Here is a 23,704-nt window from a genome sequence, read left to right as displayed (position 1 = left end):
AATTTTTATTGAAAGATTTTCAAATGAATATATGTCAGATTATCTATTTTCTCGGGTCATATAGCTGCGGCATCCAAACTTTAAAGAAAGGATAAGTCATCATGGCATTTCCTGCCGAAGCATAGTCACAGAGTTCCGTTCCTACCGGTTCAGCGCCATATTCTGCATATGATTCCGGAATAAATTTAGCTGAAAATACCATCCAGATATCCTTGCCGGAATAATTTTTCTGTGTTAAATCGATATATTTATCTTCATTTACAACAGGTCTGAGTATTGCCTCTAATGCCGCACCTTTTAGTCTTTCATCTCTGGACAGCACGATTGGTCCTCTCGTGATAGCTATATAGGTTGGATTAGTGTGCATGGTATGAATTTTTCCTTTCATTTCGAACCCGATTGAAATTTCATCGTTGTTTTTCCATGTTCTGTTGAGGATAAGATATTCGCCCGGAACAACGTTTTCTACCGGAGTACCATTTACAGTGACAATGGATTTTTCACTCCATGAGGGAATCCTGAGAGCGATATCCATTTTTTCCTCTTTTTGAAGCTGCAATTGAATGTCAATTTGCCCCGACAAGGGATAATCCGTTTTTTGGTGCAATGTGACCGGTCGGTTTGCCGGTGTCTTTAACTCATATGAGCCATCCAGGTAGAAATTGATATAGGGTCCTTTCTCAGAATTCATCACTGCGGTTAAAGGGATTGTAAATAATCCTCTCGGCCCGCTCGCATTACAGCAATTCAAACCCATGCCACATTGTTCCGATCCTTTTAATCGTTGACCGTACAAGGGAGTATATTTTGCCCAGTCCGACCCATCAGGGCGCATCGATCCCAAAAGCGCATTGTAAAAGGTCTGTTCGATTGCGTCGGCATATTTGGCTTCCCCGGTCAGACGGAGCAATTGCTGATTGAATTTAAGCCAGGTTACAGTAACACAGGTTTCCTGGTAATGCTCTATCGGCATTGTCTGCAGTTCTTTACCGGAGAACCATGCTTCCATTGCGGAGCCGGAACCGGCAATATTCAGTTCCGTATCCATAATACTTTGCCAGGTTTTCCCGGCAGCTTTTTTGTATTCCTCTTTCCCCGTCAGGCGGTACAGTTCAAGTAATCCTTCGTAACAGGACATCATTTCGTATGCTTTTTGTCCCTGGTCCCATCCGTACCAATTATTCCTGTCAGGTTTAGGGAAGCGCTTGCCGATAGGAATATCTGCTTTGGAAAGCAATTGGGGACCGTCCGGTGTTTCCCATTCCCTGATAATTTCTTCGGCGAAATCCAGGTATTTTTTGTCTCCGGTACGAACATATAATTGACATATAGGTTCAAGGACGGAAGATGCTGCCATACCGCGATGACTACCCAGTCTTACAATTTTTGCATTTCTTTCGGTGAGTTCCCGGATCAGGCAATCAGCCTGTTTGGTTGCTGCCTGTAATGCCGTGCGATCTTTGAAGGTGTCGTAATAGGCGATCAGACCGAGCAGGCAGTATTTTCTTCCCCAGATATCCCATGCTTGCAACCGGCTTTCGGGCGCATAATTTCCGATATATCCGTCGGGAGTCTGTGTTTTTATTAATTCTTCGACGGCTTCTTTCAATTTATCGGCAAGAACCGGGGTAGGGTTGTATTGATAGGCGAGTACAGCCGATGTAAGCCATTTCCCCCAGAATTCGCTCTGCCAGCAACGGTGCTCATCTCTGACGGTAAACGGATGAACAAGCGTGTGTACATCCTGAGCAAGAATACGGTTCTGATAGGACACGTTGAATTTCTCTCCTGCATGCCGGTTTATTTTGGCAGAAGTTACAGGGGTTAACTTATCGTGTACTGTGCTTTTCACGGTTGTTTGGGGACAAACGAATTGAGCAGACAGAAATAGCAGAATAGTTATTACGTGTTTCATATTTCACCTGTTTATAGAATGTAATTGTTCTACCTTCATCCAGCGGACACATTGATTGAACCAATCCTCGAAGGATGGAGTACTCCCAAAACCATGTTCCCCTTTGGAATAAATATGTATTTCGGCCGGTATACTATTTTGAAGTAATTTATTATAGAAACGAAGACTATTTTCCACCGGAACAACCGTATCGTCTCCGGCATGAAAGAGAATGGTTTTAGGGGTATCTCTATTCACTTGTAATTCGTTGGAGAAGAATTTCACCGAATTTTGCCCGGGATGTTGTCCCAGCAAATGATCTTTTGAGCCGACATGTCCGATACTATCATTGAAACTGATCACCGGATAGACGAGAATCATAAAATCGGGTTTTAGGTTTGTATTCCGTTTGTTCTCAACCAGTGTGGAATCATAATGTACTCCGGCAGAGGAGGCCAGGTGTCCTCCGGCTGAAAACCCCATTATACCGATTCTGTCGGAAGCGATACCCCATTGTTCAGCATTTTCACGCACGAGTTGGATGGCGCGTTGGGCATCTTTTAAGGGTATGAACGATTTATCCGTTACTATGTCTTCATCCGGTAAACGGTATTTGAGGACAAATGCCGCAATTCCCTGCTTGCTGAAAGCCTCCGCAACCCTGAATCCTTCCCGTTGGATATGCAGGGTTTGATATCCACCACCGGGACAGATAATCACGGCTGCTTTATCCATATTTCCATCAGATGGTATGAAAGGTGTCAACGAAGGATTGGTTACTTTAGTGATGATCAGGTTATTTCCCCGATCATAGATATGCTCCTCTGCGATGATCTCATCTGTTTTATCATACAATAGAAACTCCTGTCCCTGTTGCGGCAACAATTCCTGTCCCTTTACCATAAGGCAAAACCCAAAAAATAGAACGATAAGCAGATCCCGGTAAATTGTCATTGTTATATACTGTTTAATTGTGTTTTTTGGATAAAGCAAAATCTTTATTAGTAATTTTTCTGGCTTTACGATCCAGTTTTACAAAAATAAATATTTTTTCTATTCTATAACCCTGTCATAATGATATAAAACTAAGTAGTCGAGCCTTAAAAAGCCCATTTTTATATGGTTTGTAAAATTATACTGTCCCTGATGGGGTGAAGTTGCCTGTTCAGGAACACAATTATCTTTTCAAGGAAGAGCCAAAAAGATGACTTCCACTTGTTCATCATCCTTTTGAAGTTGAATCCGGCAGCTGCGAGCATAACATTGATCTCATCCCCGGTGATTCCCTTGTAGTAATTGCGGGAGAGACGGTGATCTTCTTTCAGGTGTCCGATTACCGGCTCAATACCTGCCCGCTTGCGGAAGTACTTTCTCTCTTTATTCTTCCTATAGGTGCTTAGAGCCTTTGAAAAGGATTTGGGGATGTGGATGAGTGTATCCCTGACTTTACTTCTTCCCCGGTACCCCCTGTCGCAGATACCGTTTCGGGGTTTTCTTTCAGTCAACTTCTCCACTTGCTCGATAGCCTTGTCTAGCGTGTGCCCGTCAAATTCATTTCTAAAACTCAGTGCTCCAACAATTACACCGCTGCCGGTTCGTGTGATGGATACCTTGTTTCCAAACTCGTACAGTTTATGCTCTTTCCCCTTGCTGATGCATTGCACATCCACCTCGTGCAGTGAATAAATCTTGTTCTTGTCTTTCTTCTTCTGGGCCAGTACCCGCTTGTACAGGTCCAGTTCATTCCGGTAACCATCAACCATGGTACCCAGCTTCCTTTCCACATCGCGTACCAGCCGTCCGGCTATGGTTCTCACTTTCTTATCCGCTTTCCTGGCTTTACCCTTGTTTCGTGGGTGATTTCGGAAGCGCTGATCGTAGGAAAGATCTTTCAGGATTCGCCTGTAACTTTGGCGCAAATCCAAACTGTTCCTGTCTGCTATCTTCCAGCACCTCTTGATAATCTTCTTTGCCAGTTTGTCATCCGTGGGGAAGGTGATATTTTTCTCCTGGACAGTGGTGTCGATGTAAACGTCCTTGTCGTTCGAGTCTTTACCATTGATACGGATGCTCTCCCTTAAGATCAGCTCAATACCCTCTTTGCCGATGCGGTGACGGAAATGAACCAGTTCTGACGCTTCACAAGGAACACGAGGTTGGAATTCCTGTTCACCACAAAAATACTGGTAGTAATTGTTTTCACTCCATTGTTCCACCACGCTTTCATCCGAGAGATCTCGGATGTGTTTCAGGATCAATAATCCCACCATCAGGCGAATGGGCTTCGCCGGACGTCCGTTATCGGGACAATACAGGGGTGAGAACTCTCTTTCAAACATCTCCCAATCAATTTTATTGGCCAGAATGAATAGCGGGTGCTTATGATTCAATGTGCTTTCCAGTGAAAAGAACAATGAGTGTTGTGAACGGTCTTGTTGTTTTGCCAGCATGATTTTCTGCAAGATTTATATCTCAAATTTACGAAAACTTGCAGATATAACCAAGGAAAATATCTACTATTTTACTGTATTATAGACTATTGAATGCTTTTTAAGGGTCGACTAAGTATTTTGATATGGGTCTCAGATACCCGGTAATAAACGAATTAAATCGGAGCTTATCATCGTGATCCCCGACCTGCCGGCCGGGGAGTACCGCCTGGAAGTGGTGACGCAATTTACCCCCGGGCAGCTGTTAAAGGAGCCCCGCGCCGTCACTTTTGACAAGATGCTGACAGTTGAGTAGCCAACTTCATGTTGACCGCCCGTCCAACACCTCGTTGGACGGGCGGTCAACACACCATTGGACGGGCGGACAATGCCTCCTATAACGGGCGGTAAAGGCATCATTATTCATGACTATGTCGGAAACAACTATTACTTCGCTTATGAATATCTCTTACAAATCTATTTTACTTTATTCTGTCTTTACCTGATTTACTTCGTCTGATATATATAATTAAATCGTCCTTCGGGCGCCACATCGCCATTGAGATACCAATCCATCGGATCTTCGGTTTGCATATTGTCAGACCATTTAAATTCAAAATTGAGTTCACCTTTGCGGCCGGAAATTATTTTCAAGGGAAAACTATACAAAAGTTTGTTTCCTTCCGTTTTGACTGTGACTTTACTGATTGTCTTCCATTGTCCATTGGTATATTGTTGCAAGTTTGTTCCCGCATTGATTCTAAAGTCATATCCCATCCATCCGGTAGTGTGATCTCTGTCGCTGTTGATATAGAGCCTCATCCACTGTTCGTCATTACTATTGATAATCGGTTTGGCAGTCTCTGCAAGAAAATAGATCGTTTTTCGGTCTCTTGCTACTTTCAGTATTGTGAAATCATTTCTGCCGGTGGTGTTAGTGTATTGGATATGAGGATTGATTACTGCCGATGGATGATCTCTTTTTTCAGTGTCCTCTTTATAGTCTGTATAGACCGGGGTAACTTCTTCCCAGTCGTTCCATCCTTTGATACTCTTTTCGTTACCGGCTTTTTGTACAGGATTCATACCCTTGTATTTCCGGATGTTTGCCACCATCTGCATATAGTAGTTGTCTTTTAATCCGGCTGTCATTGTGGGTTCTATGTCTCTGCTGTATTCCGGATCAGCCTGGTCGCAGAAGTAGGAGTGCTCCGGATTTCCATCCGTGCTGCCCCATCTTCCGGCTATCCACTCGTTCCATCCGGTGATAAACACAAATGGAACATCCTGTTGAAGGGCATAATCCCACTGTTCCTGAAAATTATATCCGTAGAGAATATCCTTTTCCGGATTACCCGGGTTGCCATTTCGATAACTACGTCCCCAATTGTTCTTGTTGCCATAAAAAGCAGACCCCCCCATTCCCGCTCCCGGATCAGGGTGCTGGCATACCGACACATTGATGATTTCCCTTTCTCCCCTCCGGTTTTTGTATACATGCTGCGGCCTGATAAAATCAATCCATGGCCATCCGTTATCCTGGATTGGTTCATTGGGCCATTGTGATTCCCTAAAAGTAAAAAAGGGTTGGAACTCTTTTCCGTCGACCTCTTTGGTCCTCCCGATGATAAGGGGTTTTCCTTCCATATAGTACCAAGTTTCAGGATATCGGATTGGTGCGTCCGATCGATAAAATGCATCATAAATCTTTTGCATTGTTTTTCCCGATTCTGTATTGGTGTAATAGACTATTTTGGGCGGATTCCTGCCCTGTTGTTGAAGAGTTCGAATGGCCCTCATCAAAGCATCCGATTGCTCTTCATAGATGAGTGTGTTTGTAGCGTCAATTATCAGGAAGTCTACTTGTGCATCGGTCAATAACTGCATATTTCTCAGATGTACCCAGTAATCATCTCCCCTGTAGTAGCCATAAATCGGTTCTCCCCAGAAATAATAACGTCCTCTCTGACGTGATCCCCAGTTTTCGTGATCCCCTTTTTCGAGTACTTCCGGGTGACAGGGAATGATCTTACTTAGATCCCATTTTTGTTCTGATGTTTTAGAGGCATTATCTCCCTGCCAGAGGAAATAAAACATACCAACATTCCTGTTTCCCCTGATATCACCTACTTCCTCATGTTCCGGAAGTATTCTGCCTAACTCATCACATCCTGCCAACGGTTGAATAAGATCTATTGTTTTCGTTTCCTGTTTGGAAAGGAGAGGGGTGTGCACCACAGGATCATTCTTTCTGTCGGAACTGCTCAAAGTGAGAATTGCGAGGAAAAATAGAAAAAAGAAGTATATCGATTTCATACGATTAAATAAAAGTTAATTGGCACTGCCGAATACATTTCTTACTGCTTCCAGATAACCGTATCCCCATGTGATGTCAGGTTCCAGGTAACTTCCTTCAGACCATTCATTCCATGCATTGATGGTGATAATTTTCGGCTTAATAGCGTTCTCGTCGACATAATTCCTGGCTTTTATCAGGTACTTCTCAAATTTCTGAGGAGTTGAGTTATTGATATACCCTGCCTTGAAAGGGAATCGGGGATTGGCATCCCAGCTTACGGTGATGTTGGGATAGTAAGTCATGGAGAACTGATCTCTAAATCCGCCCCACATATCAGTGGAAGCATCCCCCCATACCTCGTAATCTCCATCCGGATTTTGAAGGTGTGCCCAACAATAGTTTGTCAGGCTCTTAAAACCGAAATAACTCAGTACATCATCCTGACTTTTGATCGGATCACCGGGAACACCTTCAATGGTGGAGGGTAGCGCTTCCCATAAAATACTTTGTAGATGAAGTCCGGGGAAACCGGCTTCCACGGTTTTTTGCCTGAAATAGTCAAGTGCTTCTTTTGTCTTTTCCGGTCCTCCCAGTCCATTGATCAGTGTGTTCAACTCATAGATACAGAAGACCGGCTCGCCATCGATTTTAAAATAGGATGGTTCTTTGAAATAGTTGGAGATCACCCGGTCCACTATTATATCAAACTGCTCCCTGTCCACTTCTCCATCCCAGTAAACCGAGTCTACACGAGGATTGTTTACGTCCCAGTAGGTGGTGGCATCGTGATTGGCCCACATAAGATAGAAGTTCATCCGGTCATTGTTCGCTTTAAGAAAACCATCGTTGATGCAACTTTCAAGAAAAGGTGCCTTTTCGAACCAATACCAGTCGAAAATAAATGTATTTACACCGTATTCGAGTGCTGTGGAGATTTTCAAGTCCATATCTTTGGGATTTGCTTCATCGAGATATCCCCAGAGCGGCACCTTGGGTTGTTGATGCCTTTCCTCTTTTGGGACGGCATTGCGGATGATTTCCCATTCACCGGTTTTCTCCGGGAAAAGGAATTCCGATCGTGGCTCATAATGATAGGCAGGCCAGTAAAAGGCTGCAATTGTGTAATCGCTCTCTTTTACGTTTTGTTTTTTATTCTCCGAACAGGAAGAGAGGAAAACAATCGCTGTAAAAAGGATAAAGATCTGAGAAAAATGTTTCATACAATTAAAAAAATAGACTCAAGAACCAAGAATCAAGACATAAGATATTTTTTAATCATAGTCTCGTGTGAACTTGTATCTTATGAGTGTTTTATATGATTGTTTTATTTTTTCCATATCAACCGGTAATTGAACCTTCTGTTAGGTGCGGTATCCCCGTTCAGGCAGAAAGAGATAGGATCTGCCAGTTCTTCCGGATTATCACTCCATTTAAAATCAATTACAAGTTGATCCTGACTGATATTCAGCAGGCGGCGGGGAATTTCAATCTCCATTTGGTTACCTGTGTAGTGGTAAGTAAGGTCACCGGTTTCGATCCACTGTTGACCGTCATATTTCATCAGTGTTGTCATATTTTCACCCTTCACGTTTTGATTAACCAGATAATCATAGCCATACCATCCAGTCTTGGAGTCGTTGTCTGCATCTATCAGTAAAAGCATCCAGTTCTTATCTGTATGTGGAGTAAGAGGTTCCGCCGTTTCCACGTAGAAGTAGATATTCTCTTTGCCAACTGCGGCCTTACCGGTAATGATATCATTCCTGCCCGAGTTGTTGACATACCTGATCCCGGCATACCCTATGGCATCTCTGTGATAGGTATCTCCCCTGGTATCCCTGAATTCATTTCTGATCTTTCCCCAATCACTGAAATTTCCATCGATCACGATCCTATCAAATCCTTTTTGTTCAGGGATAGGACGTACACCCTTATACCTCCTGATATTCTGTGCCATTTGCATGTAGTAGTTATCGGTATAACCTCCTTTCATCGGTTGAATGCCACGATTAAATTCGGCATTGTACTGGTCTACAAAAAAGAAGGGGTTGTCTCTGCCCAGCCAGGAAATGGTCCCTCCGCCATCGGGTTGATATTTTCCGGCAGTCCATTCATTCCAGTCGTTGATATAGAGAAATTCGGGATTGGCTTCAAGTGCTTCATCCCATCTTTCCTGAAAATAGATGCCGTAATCTGTCGGGTTTTCAACCTCTTTCCCCAACCATGGGACATACGCCGATTTGGGCATGTCCTGTTCATTGAGTTCAGGCTGGCCAAACTCTCTGGACCATGATTTTCCTACTCCCATATTTTCATCGGTCATGGTAACGGGATGCTGTGCTGTGGTGACTGCCGCCTGTTCCCTTTTGCCGTTATGCAATGAGAGAAGTTGTTCGGGGGGAAGACTCTTTATACGCTGATCCGCCATACTGTAACCGAAACTCCAGTTGTCTTCAGTACCGATAAAACGTTTCCCGCCCCATTCATAGTATCCCCACCACATTGTCCGCAGGGTGAAAAACTCTTTCACTTCATTGGTATAATCCTGATAAAACTCCTCCGCATAATCAGGATCCTGATAATGAGGATGATCGGGATCTGTGGCTGCAGCAGGGTCATAATGGGGATTAGGGTGCTGGATTCCTCCTCTGTTCGCATCGAGCGACGGTGTTCCATTGTAGAGCAGCAGGGGCTTGCCATCCCAGTAAAACCAGAGGTCACTGTATTTGCCCTCTTTGTAAACCTTGTCATAGAGGTCTTGTACTACTGTGATAGAGGGACCGTTAAAAGACCAGAATGCGAATTGGGGTACTTTGTTTCCCTCTTTTTTCATCTCCTGCATGATACGGAAAGTGACATCCCACTCATCCCAGTATCTGACCGCATTTGTTACATCCATGATAAGTACGTCCACTCCGGCGTCTGCGAGCATCGACATATCCTTGCGGATCACATAGTCGTCCTGACTCAGGAAGTAGCCCATTTCCGGTTCTCCCCAATGATAGGAATTGGTGTACCATAGCGGGTGGTCTGCTTTGATTCGGGCAGAGGGATCTTTCTTCAATATTTTGGTTACATCTGCATTATAGGGTTGTTCCAGATTTGCCAGTCCCTGTGTATGCCACGTTATATAGAAGATACCGACCACCCTTCTTTGATCTTTTTTTACATCACCTACTTCCTGATGGCCGGGCATCTCCCGGCCAATAGCATCGGTGGCTACCCATGTGTCGGAAAAGAGGTCTCTGTAGTAACTCTCTTCCGTGGAGCCATCCCTGTTCTCTTGTGAGACTCCACACGATAAAAGGATCACCGGAAGCGAGAGAATTAGAGTAATAAATTTGATTATTTGCATATTCGACATCCTCAATACTTTACCGACTGAATGGTTACAGGCCCGAAAAGACCGGATGGTTGTAACGGACTCTTCGCATTATATGGATTTACGAAACACCATGTTTCTCTCTGCGTTTCAGGAAGATTTTGGTCACCGATCAGGCGATTCATCCAGTTGTTGACCACCTCGATTACCAGCTTATTCTTTCCGGGTTTTGCGAAATCGGAGATATCGAGTTTGTAGGGGTAAGTCCAAACTCCACCTACATAAGTGTCATTTACTTTCACTTTTGCCATCGAAGTCAGATTTCCCAGGTCGACCTCGATCACTTCATTCTCTTTTACTTCCGAAACGGAGAAATGGATTGTATAGTATGCTGTCCCTGAGTAATATTTAATTGACTCATTCGCTGAAGTGGTCCAGTCATGAAGTGTCTCAAAGATCACCGGTTCGGCAGGACCTCTTAATAGAGGATCAAAAGAAACACTCCATGGGCCTTTCAACTCCTCGATGATTTCAGGTGCAGGGTAATTATCTACAATATTCGTCTGGCCACTTTTTCCGGCTTTATTTCTAAATACGACAAAAACACTTTCATAAGGAGCCAGTTTGATGGGCAGGGAGGTGGAATGTTCTTTTATCTCAAAAGCAGGAAGAATGCGGATTGATCCGGAGGTTGCTTCCCACAGTTCAGGTTGTTTTCCTGTTACCCTGAATTCAGGATGAATAACCTTCTTCTCTCCTGTCTGATTAGAGATAAAGTAAATATCAATATCTCCCATTGATCTATGCCCGTAATGAATGGAGTTGTCTTCCGGCAATCTGCAATCGGGTGGGAGCTGGATCATTTCAAATGTCTCTTCCAGTGTAAGTCCGTTTATAATCATCCCTTTCCCATATTGTCTGTAAGTAGCATTTACTCCATCAACTTCATCCCATAGTTCTGTGGCCATTGTCTGTACCTGCTTGTCTGCTCCCGGTTGATTCCGGAGGCTTGGTGAGCGATTGGGCATCGGACCGAGTACTACGGCTCCGTCATAAATCAATTCTTTGATTTTTTTGAGCACTTCAGGGCGCATCGTTTCCAGTTTCGGTAAAACAAGTACCCTGTATTGTGTACCGTGTGGTAGTGTAAGCATCCCATCTTTGACTTTCATATCTCTCAGAATCACTTCAGCATTCATGTAGTCAAACTGGTAACCTGTCGGGAGAGGAGGATCTGCGATCCCTGTCATTTTAGGTGCATCTTCCCCGATGAAGTAGGCCACATCAGCGACATTCAGCCCTTGCTGTAACATGAAGTTACTCCTTTTCAGATATTGCGTGAATAGATCCAGTTGAGAGAACCATCTGTTCTTCCGGTCGAATTCGTTGCCAAACCATGCATTCACTCCGGGATTTTTGTCTTCATAAGGCTGCATGATATAAACATGCAGTAACGTATTGTTGATCCCTTCCGCGAAAAAACGGTCGGTTCGTTGTTTCATCATAGCAGGGTGACGTGAATAGGCGGGACCACCCGATGTATTGGATTCTGCTGAAATTTTATTTTTTCCATATATATGCCCGGCTGAAGTGGCAGCACGGTTTTCAATATCTCCCAGTTCTCCCTGGCTCCAGAATTCCCCTCCGATCTCGTCAGACTGCCCGCCGTACATCAGGAACTCACCCGGAAATCCCCAATGACCGTAATTTTCCAACCAGGTGGTCAACCCGTGTTGATGGCTTACATCCCTCAGCCCTCCTACATAGTCATAGGCGACCTTATCGGCTACCATCCTTCTCATATCCCATAAGAACCGGTCCGATTCCAATTGGCTGTTTATGACAAACCCTTTATAAGTAGGTAGATATGGAACAGGATCATATCCATATCTCTCATTGAATTCTGTCAGAAAATCATCGGTGAAGTTTTGACCTCCCGTTTCATAGCTGTCCTGTACCACTACTTTGAAGGATTTCCGGTCTACTTCGGGTATTCTTCTCAATATCTCTCCTATGAACCGGTCGAAATGTTCTGCAATCCACTTCCTGCTCATCTTGTCGACTTCCAGTCCGGTTGCTTCGGGAGAAGCGGGACTATTGGTTACTCGTGTAGGTGTCATTCCCATACGCAGAATGGTCCATTTCCCCTCGGGAACATCCCATGTTAAAATACCGTCAGCTGATAAGTACTGGGTGATATCGAGGATATTATCTTCCCGGATGATCAGGCTTTTATCGTCCACCTCCGGTTGAGAAGGCCATAAATAGGCATCCCAATAGGGTAGTGGGGTGGGATGCATTTTAGCCAATGTTTTCTCGCTGTATCTTTCTATGCGAGGGATACTGCTTAACTTAACTTCAGTCAATCCCGCCTGAGGATAGGTGTTTGTGAATGTGAGCCGGAATTCTGTTGCGGTGGTTGCAGGAAAAGAAATAACTACCGGGGCAAAAGGTTCGAACCCTACATTCAGGGATGGATTCGACCGGTTAATATCGAATTCGGAGATAGTTTCCAATTCACCGTCCTGCAGTTTTGCCTGTAAGATTGCTTTCGCCCGTAGTGGTGTTTCCGTTATTTGGATGGTCAAGCTTCTTGCTGTAAAAGGATGTGGTGACTTGAATGTGATATGGAACTCATTTCCATCCGGGAACCGGATCGCGGTTTTGTTGTTTCCATCTGTAATATTGGAGAGTTCAGGTATGGATGGAGTTGATTGTATAACGGCATTTTGATGGGTTAGCACTCTATTTTCATTTTTTGTAGCAGGAAAGGCGATTACTTTTACGTCCTGGAATAACTTCGTTGGCTGTTCCAATCGTTGTTCAATTTTCTGTGGACCTTGTAATGTTGTCTCAGAGGAGGCAAGGTATCTCATCGATTCTTCCGGTTTGATCCATGGGCCTCCGGACTGGCTCCAGCCGGGAGAATTAAAGATTCCAATCTCAATCCCTAACTCTGTGGCAGTTTTTAATGCCAGATGTAAAATTTCCCACCATTCGTCGCTGAGCATTTTCACTTCACCGTAAGGAAGTCCATCTATGCCGATATTCCCGATAAACGCACGGTTAATACCGGCCTCTTTCATCGCATGCAGATCTTTTACGGCTCCTTCCTTAGAGATATTATCGGAAATCCAGTACCAGTAGATACTTGTTTGAATGGAGTCGGGGGGAGAAATGAATCCGCTCTCCAACGCATCCGATAATTGTTTCGATCTGATTTCCGCATTTTGTGTACACGAAAATGCGGAAATCAGGATTATTGCTGTTAAATAATGAATGATTTTCATTGGATAAATTTATTTATCTTTTGTCAATTGTTCCAAAAACGTTTTTTACTGCATCGAGATATTGGTATTCCCAAATTGTGTCAGGTTCCAGATAACTGCCTTCTGACCATTCATTCCATGCGTTGATGGTGATGATTTTGGGTTCGATGTTGTAATGATCTACGTGACTTTTCGCTTTCAAGAGATATCTTTTAAATTTCTGTGGGGTTGAATTGTTTATATATCCTGCTTTGAAAAGAAAACGTGGATTGGCATCCCATCCGACAGTCACATTCGGAAAATAGGTCATTGAGAAATCATTGTGAAATTGATCCCACATCTCTGTTGAAGCATCTCCCCATACCTCATAGTCTCCATCGGGGTTTTGCAGGTGTGCCCAACAATAATTGGTCAGACTCTTAAATCCGAAATAGCTGAGTACTTCATCCTGACTTTTAATCGTATCACCCGGGACTCCTTCAATTGTATTTGGTAATGCTTGCCACAAGATACTTTGCAGATGTAGTCCGGGAAATCCTGCTTCTTTGGTCTTTTCGGTAAAATGTTCTAAAGCCTTTTTTGTCTGCTCTGCTCCACCTAAACCGTTTATTAAAGTATTTAATTCATAGATTGAAAAAACCGGTTCACCGTTAATTTTCAGGTAAGAGGGGTCTTTAAAATAATGGTTGATAACGCGGTCGACCACAATATCAAACTGTTCCCTGTCGACTCCTCCTTTCCAGATCACGGAATCTATTTTGGGATTATCTACGTCCCAATAAGTAGTAGCGTCATGATTGGCCCACATCAGGTAAAAGTTCATCCTTCCGTTATTGGCTTTTAGGAAACCGTCATTTATACAACTTTCCAGGAATGGTTGTCCATCGTACCAATACCAGTCGAAAATAAAAGTATTAATATCGTAATTGACAGCTTCAGTGATTTTCTTGTCCATATCTGTAGGATCAGCCTCATTAAGATAACCCCATAGGGGAATTTTCGGCTGTTGATGACCTTCTTCTTTGGGTACGGCGTTATAGATGATTTCCCATTCTCCTTTCCTGTCGGGAAAAAGGAACTCGGCGCGCGGCTCATAGTGGTATGCGGGCCAATAGAAAGCAGCCACAATATATTCCGATTCTGTGTCGATTTTACCGGAGCTATGTTTACACGCCGAAAAAATAAATACCGTGACAATCAGTAATCCTGAAAGAAGGAGTTTTTTATTCATCATATTAGTTTGTTTTCATTACAATCTCTACCGGTCCCAACAACCCGTAATCTTTTAGAGGTGATCCTTGCTTCGGACCATTGATCGTCCAGGTTTTTCTCTGCGGTTCGGGTAAACCGGCATCATATACAAGCCGGTTGAACCATGTGCTGGTCACAGCCACTTCCAGCCTGTTTTCACCCAGTTGTAAATACTCCGTTATATCCATACTATAGGGGTAAGTCCATTTGGTGGATACTTCCTTTCCGTTCAGTTTGACTTTGGCGATCATCTCCACCTGCCCCAGGTCAAGCTGGTACTCCGCTTTATCCGCTCTCTCATCCATGTTAAATGTAGTATGGTAGACAGCTGTTCCCGAGAAAGCCTTCCCCTCTGTGCTTAATGCCGTGATATCCTTCCATGCCGTTAACCGGTCGATCCTGACGGGCGAATCTCCTATCCCCCATCCTTCGGGGAAAGAGATTTCCCAACCGTTCTGAAGTTCCATTTTCTTTGTCAGGTTGAGTGGTCTATCTGCTACGTCGAGTACTTTCTCCAGTCTGGAAGCCTTACCTTCCCTGAACACTACAAAACAGGATGTACCTGCCGGCAGATCCATCTCAACCTGCGTGTACCCCTCTTTTGGCGCCCCGGGTGCCACAGATGTCACACCCCGGGTTTCACCTGTCAGCGGGTCCCATATCTCGGCATTGCCTCTACTGCGGAAAGAGATAGTACCCTTGTATCCCTTTTCTTCCGGGGCGGAAAGGAAATAGAAATCAGAACTGTCTACCCTACGGTGCAGCCAGCGCACATCGGAGAATTTGACATTAATATCGGGATGGATTTCCTCGGAAGTCAAAGCTGCACCGATATCTCCGGTGTATACTTTTCCTTTCCCGACCTGACGGACACTCCGGCTGCCGTCTCCCCAGAGGGCTTCGACTGCCTTTTGGAAACGGGTCTGTTCCGCTTCACCTCCACTCAGTGTTGCCATGCCGGCAGGTGCTTGCCCTACAACTGTTATCCCCTGTTCTGCAAACGAGCGGATCTTTTCCAGTGTTTCGGGTAACATCCTCCTGCAGTCATATAACCACAGGACGCGGTATGCGATCCCTTCGGGTGTCACTAGTTGCCCGTCCTTCACCGATAGCCGGTTCAGCAATACATCGGGATTACAGTAGTCGTATGCGTATCCTTCCGGGAATTCCAGTAACTGCTGCGGCTTGTGGTTCTGCTCGTCTCCCAGATACATCAACACGTCCGACACGGGGTTCCCGCTCTCGAGCATGTAGTTGCACCTTGCCAGGTAATCCGTGAAGTGCGGCATATGCTCCCACCATGTCTGCAGGCGCAGGAAAGGCGTTCCTATACCTGAACCGAAGGAGGTGCTCGGCGGCAGGAAATCGGTGCGGGGATTGTGGGTATAGGTATGGAACACCATATGGGTCACTCCCCGTGCCAGGTGCTCGTCTGCCCTGTCCTTTATGAAACCGGGATGCTCGTTCCATGACAGGTCGAAGGAGGTGAACGCCTCGGCGGCTACCCTCCCCTTGCCATATACACGGCTTGCCGACACGCAGGGCTTTACCGGCTTGAACTCGAGGCTTCCGACGTAGGAGTCCATCTTTGGGTGCCAGAACTCACACATCGGCACATCGGCATATTTGTAATATTCGAGTATGTCCCCCGGGAAAATATCGCCGGATGCTGTTTCAAATGATATCTTTAACCTGTTATCCTTTGCAATGCTACCCATTTCCCCGAAGAAATTCTTTACCAGCAGATCGTTCAGGGTAACCCTCCAGTCACGCAGGAAGCGGGCCGTGGTTTCGGGATCATCCACCACATAGCCGAAGATGGCTGGGAACATCGAGAAGAGGGAGTAATCCCATTTCTGCCGGAAAGTATCATCCAGTCCTGCCGTCCATGTCTGGGTCCTGCATTCCCAGCTGTCTATCAGTATGCCATTCAGTAAGCCATCTTTCAGGCTGCTGTTATCGTTCAACAACCGGCCTATATATCCCTCGAAGTTGGCACGGGCACCAGCCGGGTCGAGTTTGTTGGACTCCCACCCCGTGGCTTCGGGAGGGGCGGGACCGTTTCTCATCCCGGTGTTTACATGACCAATTCGCAATACGCTCCATTTCCCTTCGGGGGCATCCCATGATAACACCCCTGAAGAATCCATCTTATCCGTAATATCCACAATTGAAGAAGGATTGACCCATGCGGTTGACGATTGTCGGGGATAATCTTCCCTTACGATCCTTCTGAGTGTCCACGCCGCTTCCGACTCCCAGTTTTGTTGCCGGGCGGCGGAATAAAAGTTGATATAGGATATCGTCATTTCGTGCAGGTTGGAGATCTCTATGCGGTAGGATTGTGCTGCGGCTCCTTCACAGGCAATGGAAATGGGCTGGTCGTCCTGCCAGCTTCCCGGCGGCATCTCCAGCCATGCAACCTGTTTCATTCCATCACCGGTTTCTGCGTAAATCGCGATCGTGATATCGGGAGAATAGCACCATGCGTGGGAGAATGATCTCACCGGCGGTAACTCTACAGTACGGACAAGAGTCTCCTTTTCGAACTTCACATCGATGGTTGTCGGTCCCGACAGTGAAGGATCCAATACCAGTCTCTTCTGTTCTACCAGGCACTCTTTCCACGGCAGATCGGCGCGGTTGCTCTGTATGCCGGACGGGATTAACCGGTATCCGGTATCCCCTTCCGGTGTAGGGAAGGCAATCACGAAGAGATCCTGGTAATTGCGCCACTCCTCCTGGCTGGGTTGCGGCATTTCAAACTGGACAGTTACCGTCCGGCCACCCTCTATATCTTTGCGCGAGCGGACCAGATGCCGCATGGAATTCTCCGGTTCTATCCATGGCCCTCCGGCATAGGACCAGCCGGGACAGTTCTGCATGGTGAAATTCAGTCCCAGCCGTTTGCACTCTTCGGCTGTCCAGACAATCAGCTCGTCCCACGACTCACTCAATGCCTTGATCTGTGGGGATACCCCCGGCCACTCTCCCCCGAATTGTCCATGGAACAGCTGGATGCCCGAGATACCGGCTGCGGCAATAGCTTCCAAATCGGCCGTTATACCTTCCTTCGATACGTTTCCTCCGATAAAGTGAAACCAGGTTTCCGGATAATGGTCTTTACCGGGATTCTTAAAAAATTCCTTATTCAGGGGGGTGTTTGTATTCTCTTGAGAATTTGAATAGGAGCAGCCAGTAATAGAAATGGTACCGACCAGTATAAGCAGTATTGGTAATAAATTTTTCATGTTGATTTGGATTTCTTATTTCCTCGGATCATATTTTACCTGTTTAATGGATGGAGCTGTTCTACTTTCATCCATTGATGCCGATTTATCGAAAGTAACACTTTCTTTTACAAAAATAAAACATTATTTCCATTTTGTAAATTGTTCAAAATGACAAAAAGACTAAAGATTTTGATATTGATGGATAAAAGAATTGGAATTTTATAAAATGATTATCCGCAATAGTTCCTATTGTAAATTCTTGACTTGAAATCAGGAGCATACGTTACAGCGGCTATCAACAGTCTTTCAAACTGGTTTTCCCCGAAGTAACGCCTGTTGAATTTATAACAGAACTGGTTGAGATAATATTGCAAGTATTCCGGTTTTATCTTGTAATACACGCCCAAGAGCTGTCGTTTGGCATTGCTGATCGCGGTATGGACCCAGGGCAGCACATTGGAAAGATCCTCGTGTGGAATAACGGATGCCGTATGTGAATGGACATGCTCTTTCAATTTAGTGTAAGAAGTTGAGTCATCGGTGGTCAGGTCCGCCGTGCTTTCAACGTGCTCTTTGACATTCCTTGTAATTGTACCGGCTTTCAAGTCGTTGATGACTTTCATCTTCAGGTATCTGACCTTCTTGGGTTTCTTACCCGGTTTGGGGTTTTCAACGGTTTTGCTTTCAGCCATTACCAGCACTTTGGTCTTTTTTTGGCTCCCGCGGCCGCGCTTCAACGGTTTGTCCCTCTCTTGAAGGGATATTTCGGTGGAAAAGAAGGCGTCGTCCAACTCGATGGCTCCCTCAAGGGTGTACTCATCATCGCGTTTGCCCATCACGTCACGCAGTTTATTGACCATTTCCCATATGGGCTGGTAACGCTTGTGCCCCAGCTGGCGCTGCAGCTCCGCCGCGGAAAAGGAGCCCTTGGTCGCCGTGAGCAGGTGCATGGCCACGAACCAGTAACGGTAAGGCAGGTTGGAGTGCTGCATGACGGTGCCTGAACGCAAGGTTTGGCGTGCGCGACAACGCTTGCATTCATAGGCCTGCTTGTTTTCCAGCCAATAATGTTCTTTACAATTGCAATGCCGACAGGTTACTCCCATTTGGTCTCTTTGTTCTTTGAATTTTTTCCGACAGGATTCCTCATCGGGGTAATTTATAGCAAAATCCAGGATATTCATAGCTTGAATCTTTATATCGTTATCGATGTAAATATAATGAATATCAGTGAATTGCACAAGCATTTTTGAAACTTATTTATAACTTTTTCCCGCTAAATTCTTTAGGAATAACTGCGGATAATCATTTTTTATTATATGATTATCCGCGAAACCTCCTAATAATAAGTATAAAATCATAAAACAGGTGAATAATTAGTTTTATAAATCTCGTCAATTGAGAAATAGTTCATAAACTTGTGTACATAAAACGTTCTTATTCTCTACTTTTAGGAAGTTTACTTCTCATGATCTTCAAAACTTTTTGATTCGTTTCGATCAGATGACTTATAGTACTCGCTTCTCTCCAGTTTAAGATACGATCTTGATGGTAAAAAGGTTCGATAAATACCTGATTTTCCAGTAACGCAACAAAATTCGCAAAAGAACCGTCTGTTTCGGAGAGCAAGACAAATTTTGCTTTTAACAGATTGTATTCTTTTATCTGCACATTAATTGTTTTAATATACATACGAGGCATATACTCCGACACATTTGTTCCTTTCAATATTTCTTTCACAAAAACACCCGCTTCCGTTTTAGGTGTTTGCCATTCTTTTCCCAATAAACCGGCGATTGTCGGAGCTAAATCGATATGTTCAAAATAATTTAATTCCCTTCCTTCGGCAATACTCTTTCCAACAAAGACCAAAGGGGTTTTCCAACTATCCTCGTCAAATAACGGATGCCAGCCGATACGGCTTTGCCCATGATCTGAAGTCACGATAAGTACTGTTTCATCCCACATTCCGGACTCTTTAAGAAACGAAACAAGCCGGGCCAACTGTTTATCGGCGGCTTCTATTGCCTCTGCATAAGGAGAATGAGGTGCGAAAATATTCCTGTAATAAGGCTTGTCCGGCGTGCTTTGGGAGATATCGTAACCTCTTTGGCCCGGTCTTTGAAGATGTACGCGCATAAATACCGGTGCTTGGGTTTTTAAAATATTGATGGCGCAATCAACCACTTGAGCATCGGTGAATGTATCATCCATTATCAGTGTGGAGAAACCTCTTCCCACCGATTTATAAGCTGTTGTATTTACAACAAAGGCGGTTTGGTGTTGAGGAGAAAAAAGCTCCTGAATCATTTTATTTTCGGGAGACAGAAAGAGTGTTCCTTCATGTAACACCGGATTTGGAAAAGAACAACTGTTAAACTTGCTGTAATCCCCGACAGTCGGATGATGCGGGATAATTACGTAAGATTGCTTTATATATGTTCCCTGCTTAATCAAATCATTGAACGCCGGCATTTTCAAACGTTGGGGCGCTTCCCAGTGAAGTCCATCGATCCCGAACAAAATGACTCTTTTAGGTTGGGATTGTACCAAAAAATTAAACATTAAACAGTTAATTAACAGAAACATTATTCTTTTACTCATAATTCGTATGTAATTGAATATTTTATTCCATATAAAACATTTCCTCCAAAGGTATTGAGATGGGAGAATTATCATTATTTACCTCCATTATATCCGCCATATAATCCCACCATTTTTGAACGATGGGGTTTACGCCTATTTCCTGTGAAGATTTTTCCCCGTCTATTTTTTGTACCGCAAACAAAATATTTGTTTCCCTGTCCCAATAAATAGCGTAATCACGAATACCGGTACCGGATAATAATTTTTTCAATTCGGGCCATATTGTCTGATGCCTCTTTTTATATTCCTCTTCAAACCCCGGTTTCAAATACATTTTAAAAGCTACTCGTTGCATATTTCAATTGTTTTATTGATTTATATTTGTAGACGTAAAAAATATCTTGTATCTCTTTACATCGAAAGTGTTATTGATAGAAATTTAATTATGTACACAATGTGACGTATTTCAGGTTCTTATACGTATGAACCATCATTTATTTTCGGATGCATATCTTGCTACTTCTAATCCAGCTAAAGCAAATGCGGCCGTTCCGTATACTTCATTTTTTTCGGCTGTAATATTTTGTGGGGCATCTCCGATAGGTTGAACATAACCGAGCATTCCATTATTATGAACGGCGGCAACCATTGCTTCCCAGGCTTTAATTGCAATAGGCAGATAAGTTTTTTTATCCAGTAAATTGCGATTGATCCCCCACCAAAGTCCGAATGTAAAAAAACCACTTGCACTGGTCTCCGGCGAGGTGAAAGTTTCATAATCTAACAGACTTGTATGCCAATAGCCGTTTTCATCCTGAAGTGTAGCTATACGTGACATCATTTCTTGAAATAAATTTGTATAACGATTTCTGTCGTAATAATCCCTAGGAAGAAAGTCAATGACTCGGGCAATCGCCCCTATAACCCATCCGTTTCCACGTCCCCAGAATACTTTTTGGTCATTGGCTTCTCTTCGTTCAATGAATCGTGTATCACGATAAAAAAGTTTTTCGTCTTTATCGTATAGAGCCTTATAGGTTTCCCAGAATTCCCTGTTCATAAACTCCCGGTACTCATCGTTGCCGGTAATATTGGCAAAAAGAGCATAGGTAGGAGCCGCCATATATAGGGCATCACACCAACACCAACGCTCCTGGTTTTGAGGAATCTCAAAAAGGAGATTATCTGTTTTGGGATAATATTTCATCTGATAGTCTAAGCGTTCTATTGTCGGGATGAGAGGAACCCATCCGCCAAATAAGTTTAAAACCATTTCCTCGTTCCATCGATCTACTTTTTCGACAATGTAATAAGGCTTAGGGTCATCCAGCCATATTCGCCCATACATTATAGAGACAGCTATGTCATTGGCAGGGTTAAGAGAACGGTTTCCCACCTCCCAACGGTTTTCTTCCGCAATTTTTCCATACCAACTTTTAAAGTCCCGACTGTTATCATAGTGTGCCCAATCAGAAACGGCGCTTAAGAATACGCCATCTGCCCATCCGGTGAACTGTGGATTCCATATCGCCCTTCCGCGAGTTGGCATATTTTCTGTTTGCCAGGCAATTGCATCGTTCACTACTTCTCTTATAGCTTTTTCATCAATGGCTGCCGAATACTTTTTTTCGGCAAATACCATATGAATCACAATAGTACAGAATAATGATAATAATAATTTTTTAAACATCTTTATTACGATTTTTATAGATTATGTATTTTTCAATTGTTTAATTATGGGTAAGTTTTGTTTGGATAGTTATTCGCCTATTTTTATGGATGATTTTTTGCTTATTCAATTATTGTACTCCATCCTAAAATTTAAAATATTTTTCCCTGATAGGTATATTCAGCATAGTCGAAGCAGCGTTGTCACCTATAAAATCTTCACTGACTGAATCCCAGTTCAGTTTTGAGCCAATCTTTATAGCAATCAACCCGAGTTGACACATGCTGATGGTACGGTGAGCCATTTCGAGCGGTTCGAGAGATTTACGGTTTTCTTTGATAGCCAGGAGGAAATCATCTTTATCATTCAACTCGACCTTGAATGATTTTTCATCCCTGCCGAGCGGAGTGTTTATTATTTCGGGTGAAGATGCAGACAATTTATCCGGATATCCGATTTCTACCCAACCATTTACTCCTTCAAAACGAACATATGCCCGTTCTATATTGAAAAATACTTCCACGCCATCTGCAAACCTGTAGTGAATATCGAAACGGTTCATCGTATTCCATAAGCCTTTGTCAAAATTCCCTGAACCTTCAATTTCGACAGGCCCTGTATATTCGCTATTGTTGCCCCATTGCATTATTCCCATCAGATGGGCTCCCCAATTGGAAATCATACCGTTACAATAGTCGCTTACTCTCATCCATCCGGGACGACCGTATGCTTTAACGGCATGTACCCGTTTTTCGGTATATGGAGCTTCCCAGGCAGGGCCTAACCAAAAGTCATAATCAAGTTCCGCAGGCACCGGCATGGTTTGTTGTGGCGGTAAAGGATCGCCATTTAATTCCGGAGGGACCGAGACATATATTTTTCGTATCTTACCAATACGACCATTACGGACAATCTCCACGGCTTTCCAGAAATTAGTTAAGGTACGGAATTCACTGTCATTACGTGTGACGATCCCATATTTTTTTATGACTTCCACCAATTTCCGTCCATGCTTGATACATGTTGAAATAGGTTTTTCGAGTGAAATATGTTTTCCTGCCCGGGCAGCATCAATAGCTGCCGGGACATGCCAATGATCGGGCAAAGACAGCATCACTGCGTCAATGCTTTTATCTAATAACAGCTTCCTGTAATCTGTATAGGTTTTACAACCTTTATAATCTGTACCTTTTATTGCGGAATAATACCCGTCCACTTGTTTTTGCGCCTTGTCCATCCTCCATGTGTCCACATCGCAAACCGCAACCACCTGTCCATGTGGCGATTCCAATAATTGAGGTATGTTCGGTTTTACCATTTGCCGACCACAACCTATACATGCAACAGTTATCTTGTTGCTTGGCGCATTTTTACCGAAAACCGATGCCGGTACAATCGTCGGCATGATGAAACTTCCGGCAACGATTGTTGTACTTTTTTTCAAAAAATCCCTGCGTCCATTCATATTATTTACAGTTTACATATTTCTGATCAATGTCGATCCTCATATAATCGGCATAAAGCTTCAACCCTTCTTTTTCGAGTACCACTTTCATTTCCAGAATACCTTCCGTTTCACGATGCTCAATGCCGTCGAACCCCAGATTTTTCAACTGTGTTGCCGCTATTTCCTGATTATTCCAAGGACTCGTAACAACATCGAAATCTTTCATAACAAAATATACGCTTGTCAAATCGGGTCGGTTATAATGTCGCAAATAAATACGTTGTTGATAATCTGGTCAATAGTAC

The 23,704-nt window shown here is 43.9% G+C and carries 16 protein-coding genes; 1 reads left to right on the top strand and 15 read right to left on the bottom strand.

The window, feature by feature from the left end:
* Positions 1-43: 43 nt before the first annotated feature.
* The 3 genes from PSM36_RS10925 to PSM36_RS10915 all read right to left on the bottom strand — a co-directional run bounded on the left by PSM36_RS10925 (position 44) and on the right by PSM36_RS10915 (position 4,344).
* The gene (locus PSM36_RS10925) at positions 44-1,915 is read right to left on the bottom strand and encodes a glycoside hydrolase family 127 protein (protein ID WP_076930921.1); all 1,872 of its coding nucleotides are present in this window, start codon (positions 1,913-1,915) and stop codon (positions 44-46) included.
* Between the two features lie 3 nt (positions 1,916-1,918).
* A complete protein-coding gene (locus PSM36_RS10920; RefSeq protein WP_076930920.1) occupies positions 1,919-2,848 on the bottom strand; it encodes an alpha/beta hydrolase in 930 nt (309 codons plus the stop codon).
* 161 nt (positions 2,849-3,009) lie between these two features.
* Positions 3,010-4,344 carry an IS5 family transposase gene (locus PSM36_RS10915; protein WP_076930919.1) on the bottom strand — a complete coding sequence of 445 codons (1,335 nt, stop codon included), beginning with the start codon at positions 4,342-4,344 and terminating at the stop codon, positions 3,010-3,012.
* 175 nt (positions 4,345-4,519) lie between these two features.
* Between PSM36_RS10915 and PSM36_RS10910 the strand changes: the two genes are divergently transcribed.
* Positions 4,520-4,639: a DUF4469 domain-containing protein gene (locus PSM36_RS10910; RefSeq protein ID WP_232001422.1), complete on the top strand. Its 120-nt coding sequence runs from the start codon at positions 4,520-4,522 to the stop codon at positions 4,637-4,639.
* A 191-nt stretch (positions 4,640-4,830) separates the two neighbouring features.
* On the opposite strand, the gene PSM36_RS10905 is transcribed toward PSM36_RS10910, so the two are convergent.
* The 12 genes from PSM36_RS10905 to PSM36_RS10850 form a co-directional block, all read right to left on the bottom strand.
* Positions 4,831-6,639 (bottom strand): hypothetical protein, encoded by a 1,809-nt coding sequence (locus PSM36_RS10905; RefSeq protein WP_076930918.1) that lies wholly within the window; start codon positions 6,637-6,639, stop codon positions 4,831-4,833.
* Between the two features lie 15 nt (positions 6,640-6,654).
* Positions 6,655-7,842, bottom strand: coding sequence for a glycosyltransferase WbsX family protein (locus tag PSM36_RS10900; protein WP_076930917.1), 1,188 nt, complete (start codon positions 7,840-7,842; stop codon positions 6,655-6,657).
* A 104-nt stretch (positions 7,843-7,946) separates the two neighbouring features.
* Positions 7,947-9,977 carry a glycoside hydrolase family 71/99 protein gene (locus PSM36_RS10895; protein WP_232001421.1) on the bottom strand — a complete coding sequence of 677 codons (2,031 nt, stop codon included), beginning with the start codon at positions 9,975-9,977 and terminating at the stop codon, positions 7,947-7,949.
* A gap of 11 nt (positions 9,978-9,988) precedes the next feature.
* Positions 9,989-13,234 (bottom strand): glycosyl hydrolase, encoded by a 3,246-nt coding sequence (locus PSM36_RS10890; RefSeq protein ID WP_083711024.1) that lies wholly within the window; start codon positions 13,232-13,234, stop codon positions 9,989-9,991.
* A 13-nt stretch (positions 13,235-13,247) separates the two neighbouring features.
* Complete coding sequence (locus PSM36_RS10885; RefSeq protein ID WP_232001420.1) at positions 13,248-14,447, bottom strand: glycosyltransferase WbsX family protein; 1,200 nt, start codon at positions 14,445-14,447, stop codon at positions 13,248-13,250.
* Position 14,448: 1 nt separating this feature from the next.
* Positions 14,449-17,715, bottom strand: coding sequence for a glycosyl hydrolase (locus PSM36_RS10880; RefSeq protein ID WP_076930915.1), 3,267 nt, complete (start codon positions 17,713-17,715; stop codon positions 14,449-14,451).
* A 212-nt stretch (positions 17,716-17,927) separates the two neighbouring features.
* Entirely contained in the window at positions 17,928-18,881 is a 954-nt protein-coding gene (locus PSM36_RS10875) for an IS1595 family transposase (protein ID WP_076929706.1), read from the bottom strand.
* A 253-nt stretch (positions 18,882-19,134) separates the two neighbouring features.
* A complete protein-coding gene (locus PSM36_RS10870; protein WP_076930914.1) occupies positions 19,135-20,262 on the bottom strand; it encodes a sulfatase-like hydrolase/transferase in 1,128 nt (375 codons plus the stop codon).
* Positions 20,263-20,323: 61 nt separating this feature from the next.
* The gene (gene rhaM / locus PSM36_RS10865; protein ID WP_076930913.1) at positions 20,324-20,638 is read right to left on the bottom strand and encodes an L-rhamnose mutarotase; all 315 of its coding nucleotides are present in this window, start codon (positions 20,636-20,638) and stop codon (positions 20,324-20,326) included.
* Positions 20,639-20,773: 135 nt separating this feature from the next.
* Complete coding sequence (locus PSM36_RS10860; protein WP_076930912.1) at positions 20,774-21,973, bottom strand: glycoside hydrolase family 88/105 protein; 1,200 nt, start codon at positions 21,971-21,973, stop codon at positions 20,774-20,776.
* A 124-nt stretch (positions 21,974-22,097) separates the two neighbouring features.
* Positions 22,098-23,417, bottom strand: coding sequence for a Gfo/Idh/MocA family protein (locus PSM36_RS10855; RefSeq protein WP_076930911.1), 1,320 nt, complete (start codon positions 23,415-23,417; stop codon positions 22,098-22,100).
* 1 nt (position 23,418) lies between these two features.
* Complete coding sequence (locus PSM36_RS10850) at positions 23,419-23,625, bottom strand: hypothetical protein (RefSeq protein WP_154671011.1); 207 nt, start codon at positions 23,623-23,625, stop codon at positions 23,419-23,421.
* Positions 23,626-23,704: the final 79 nt, after the last annotated feature.

The sequence above is a fragment of the Proteiniphilum saccharofermentans genome (genome assembly GCF_900095135.1).
Lineage (GTDB): Bacteria > Bacteroidota > Bacteroidia > Bacteroidales > Dysgonomonadaceae > Proteiniphilum > Proteiniphilum saccharofermentans.
This window is presented reverse-complemented; position numbering and strand designations above follow the sequence as displayed.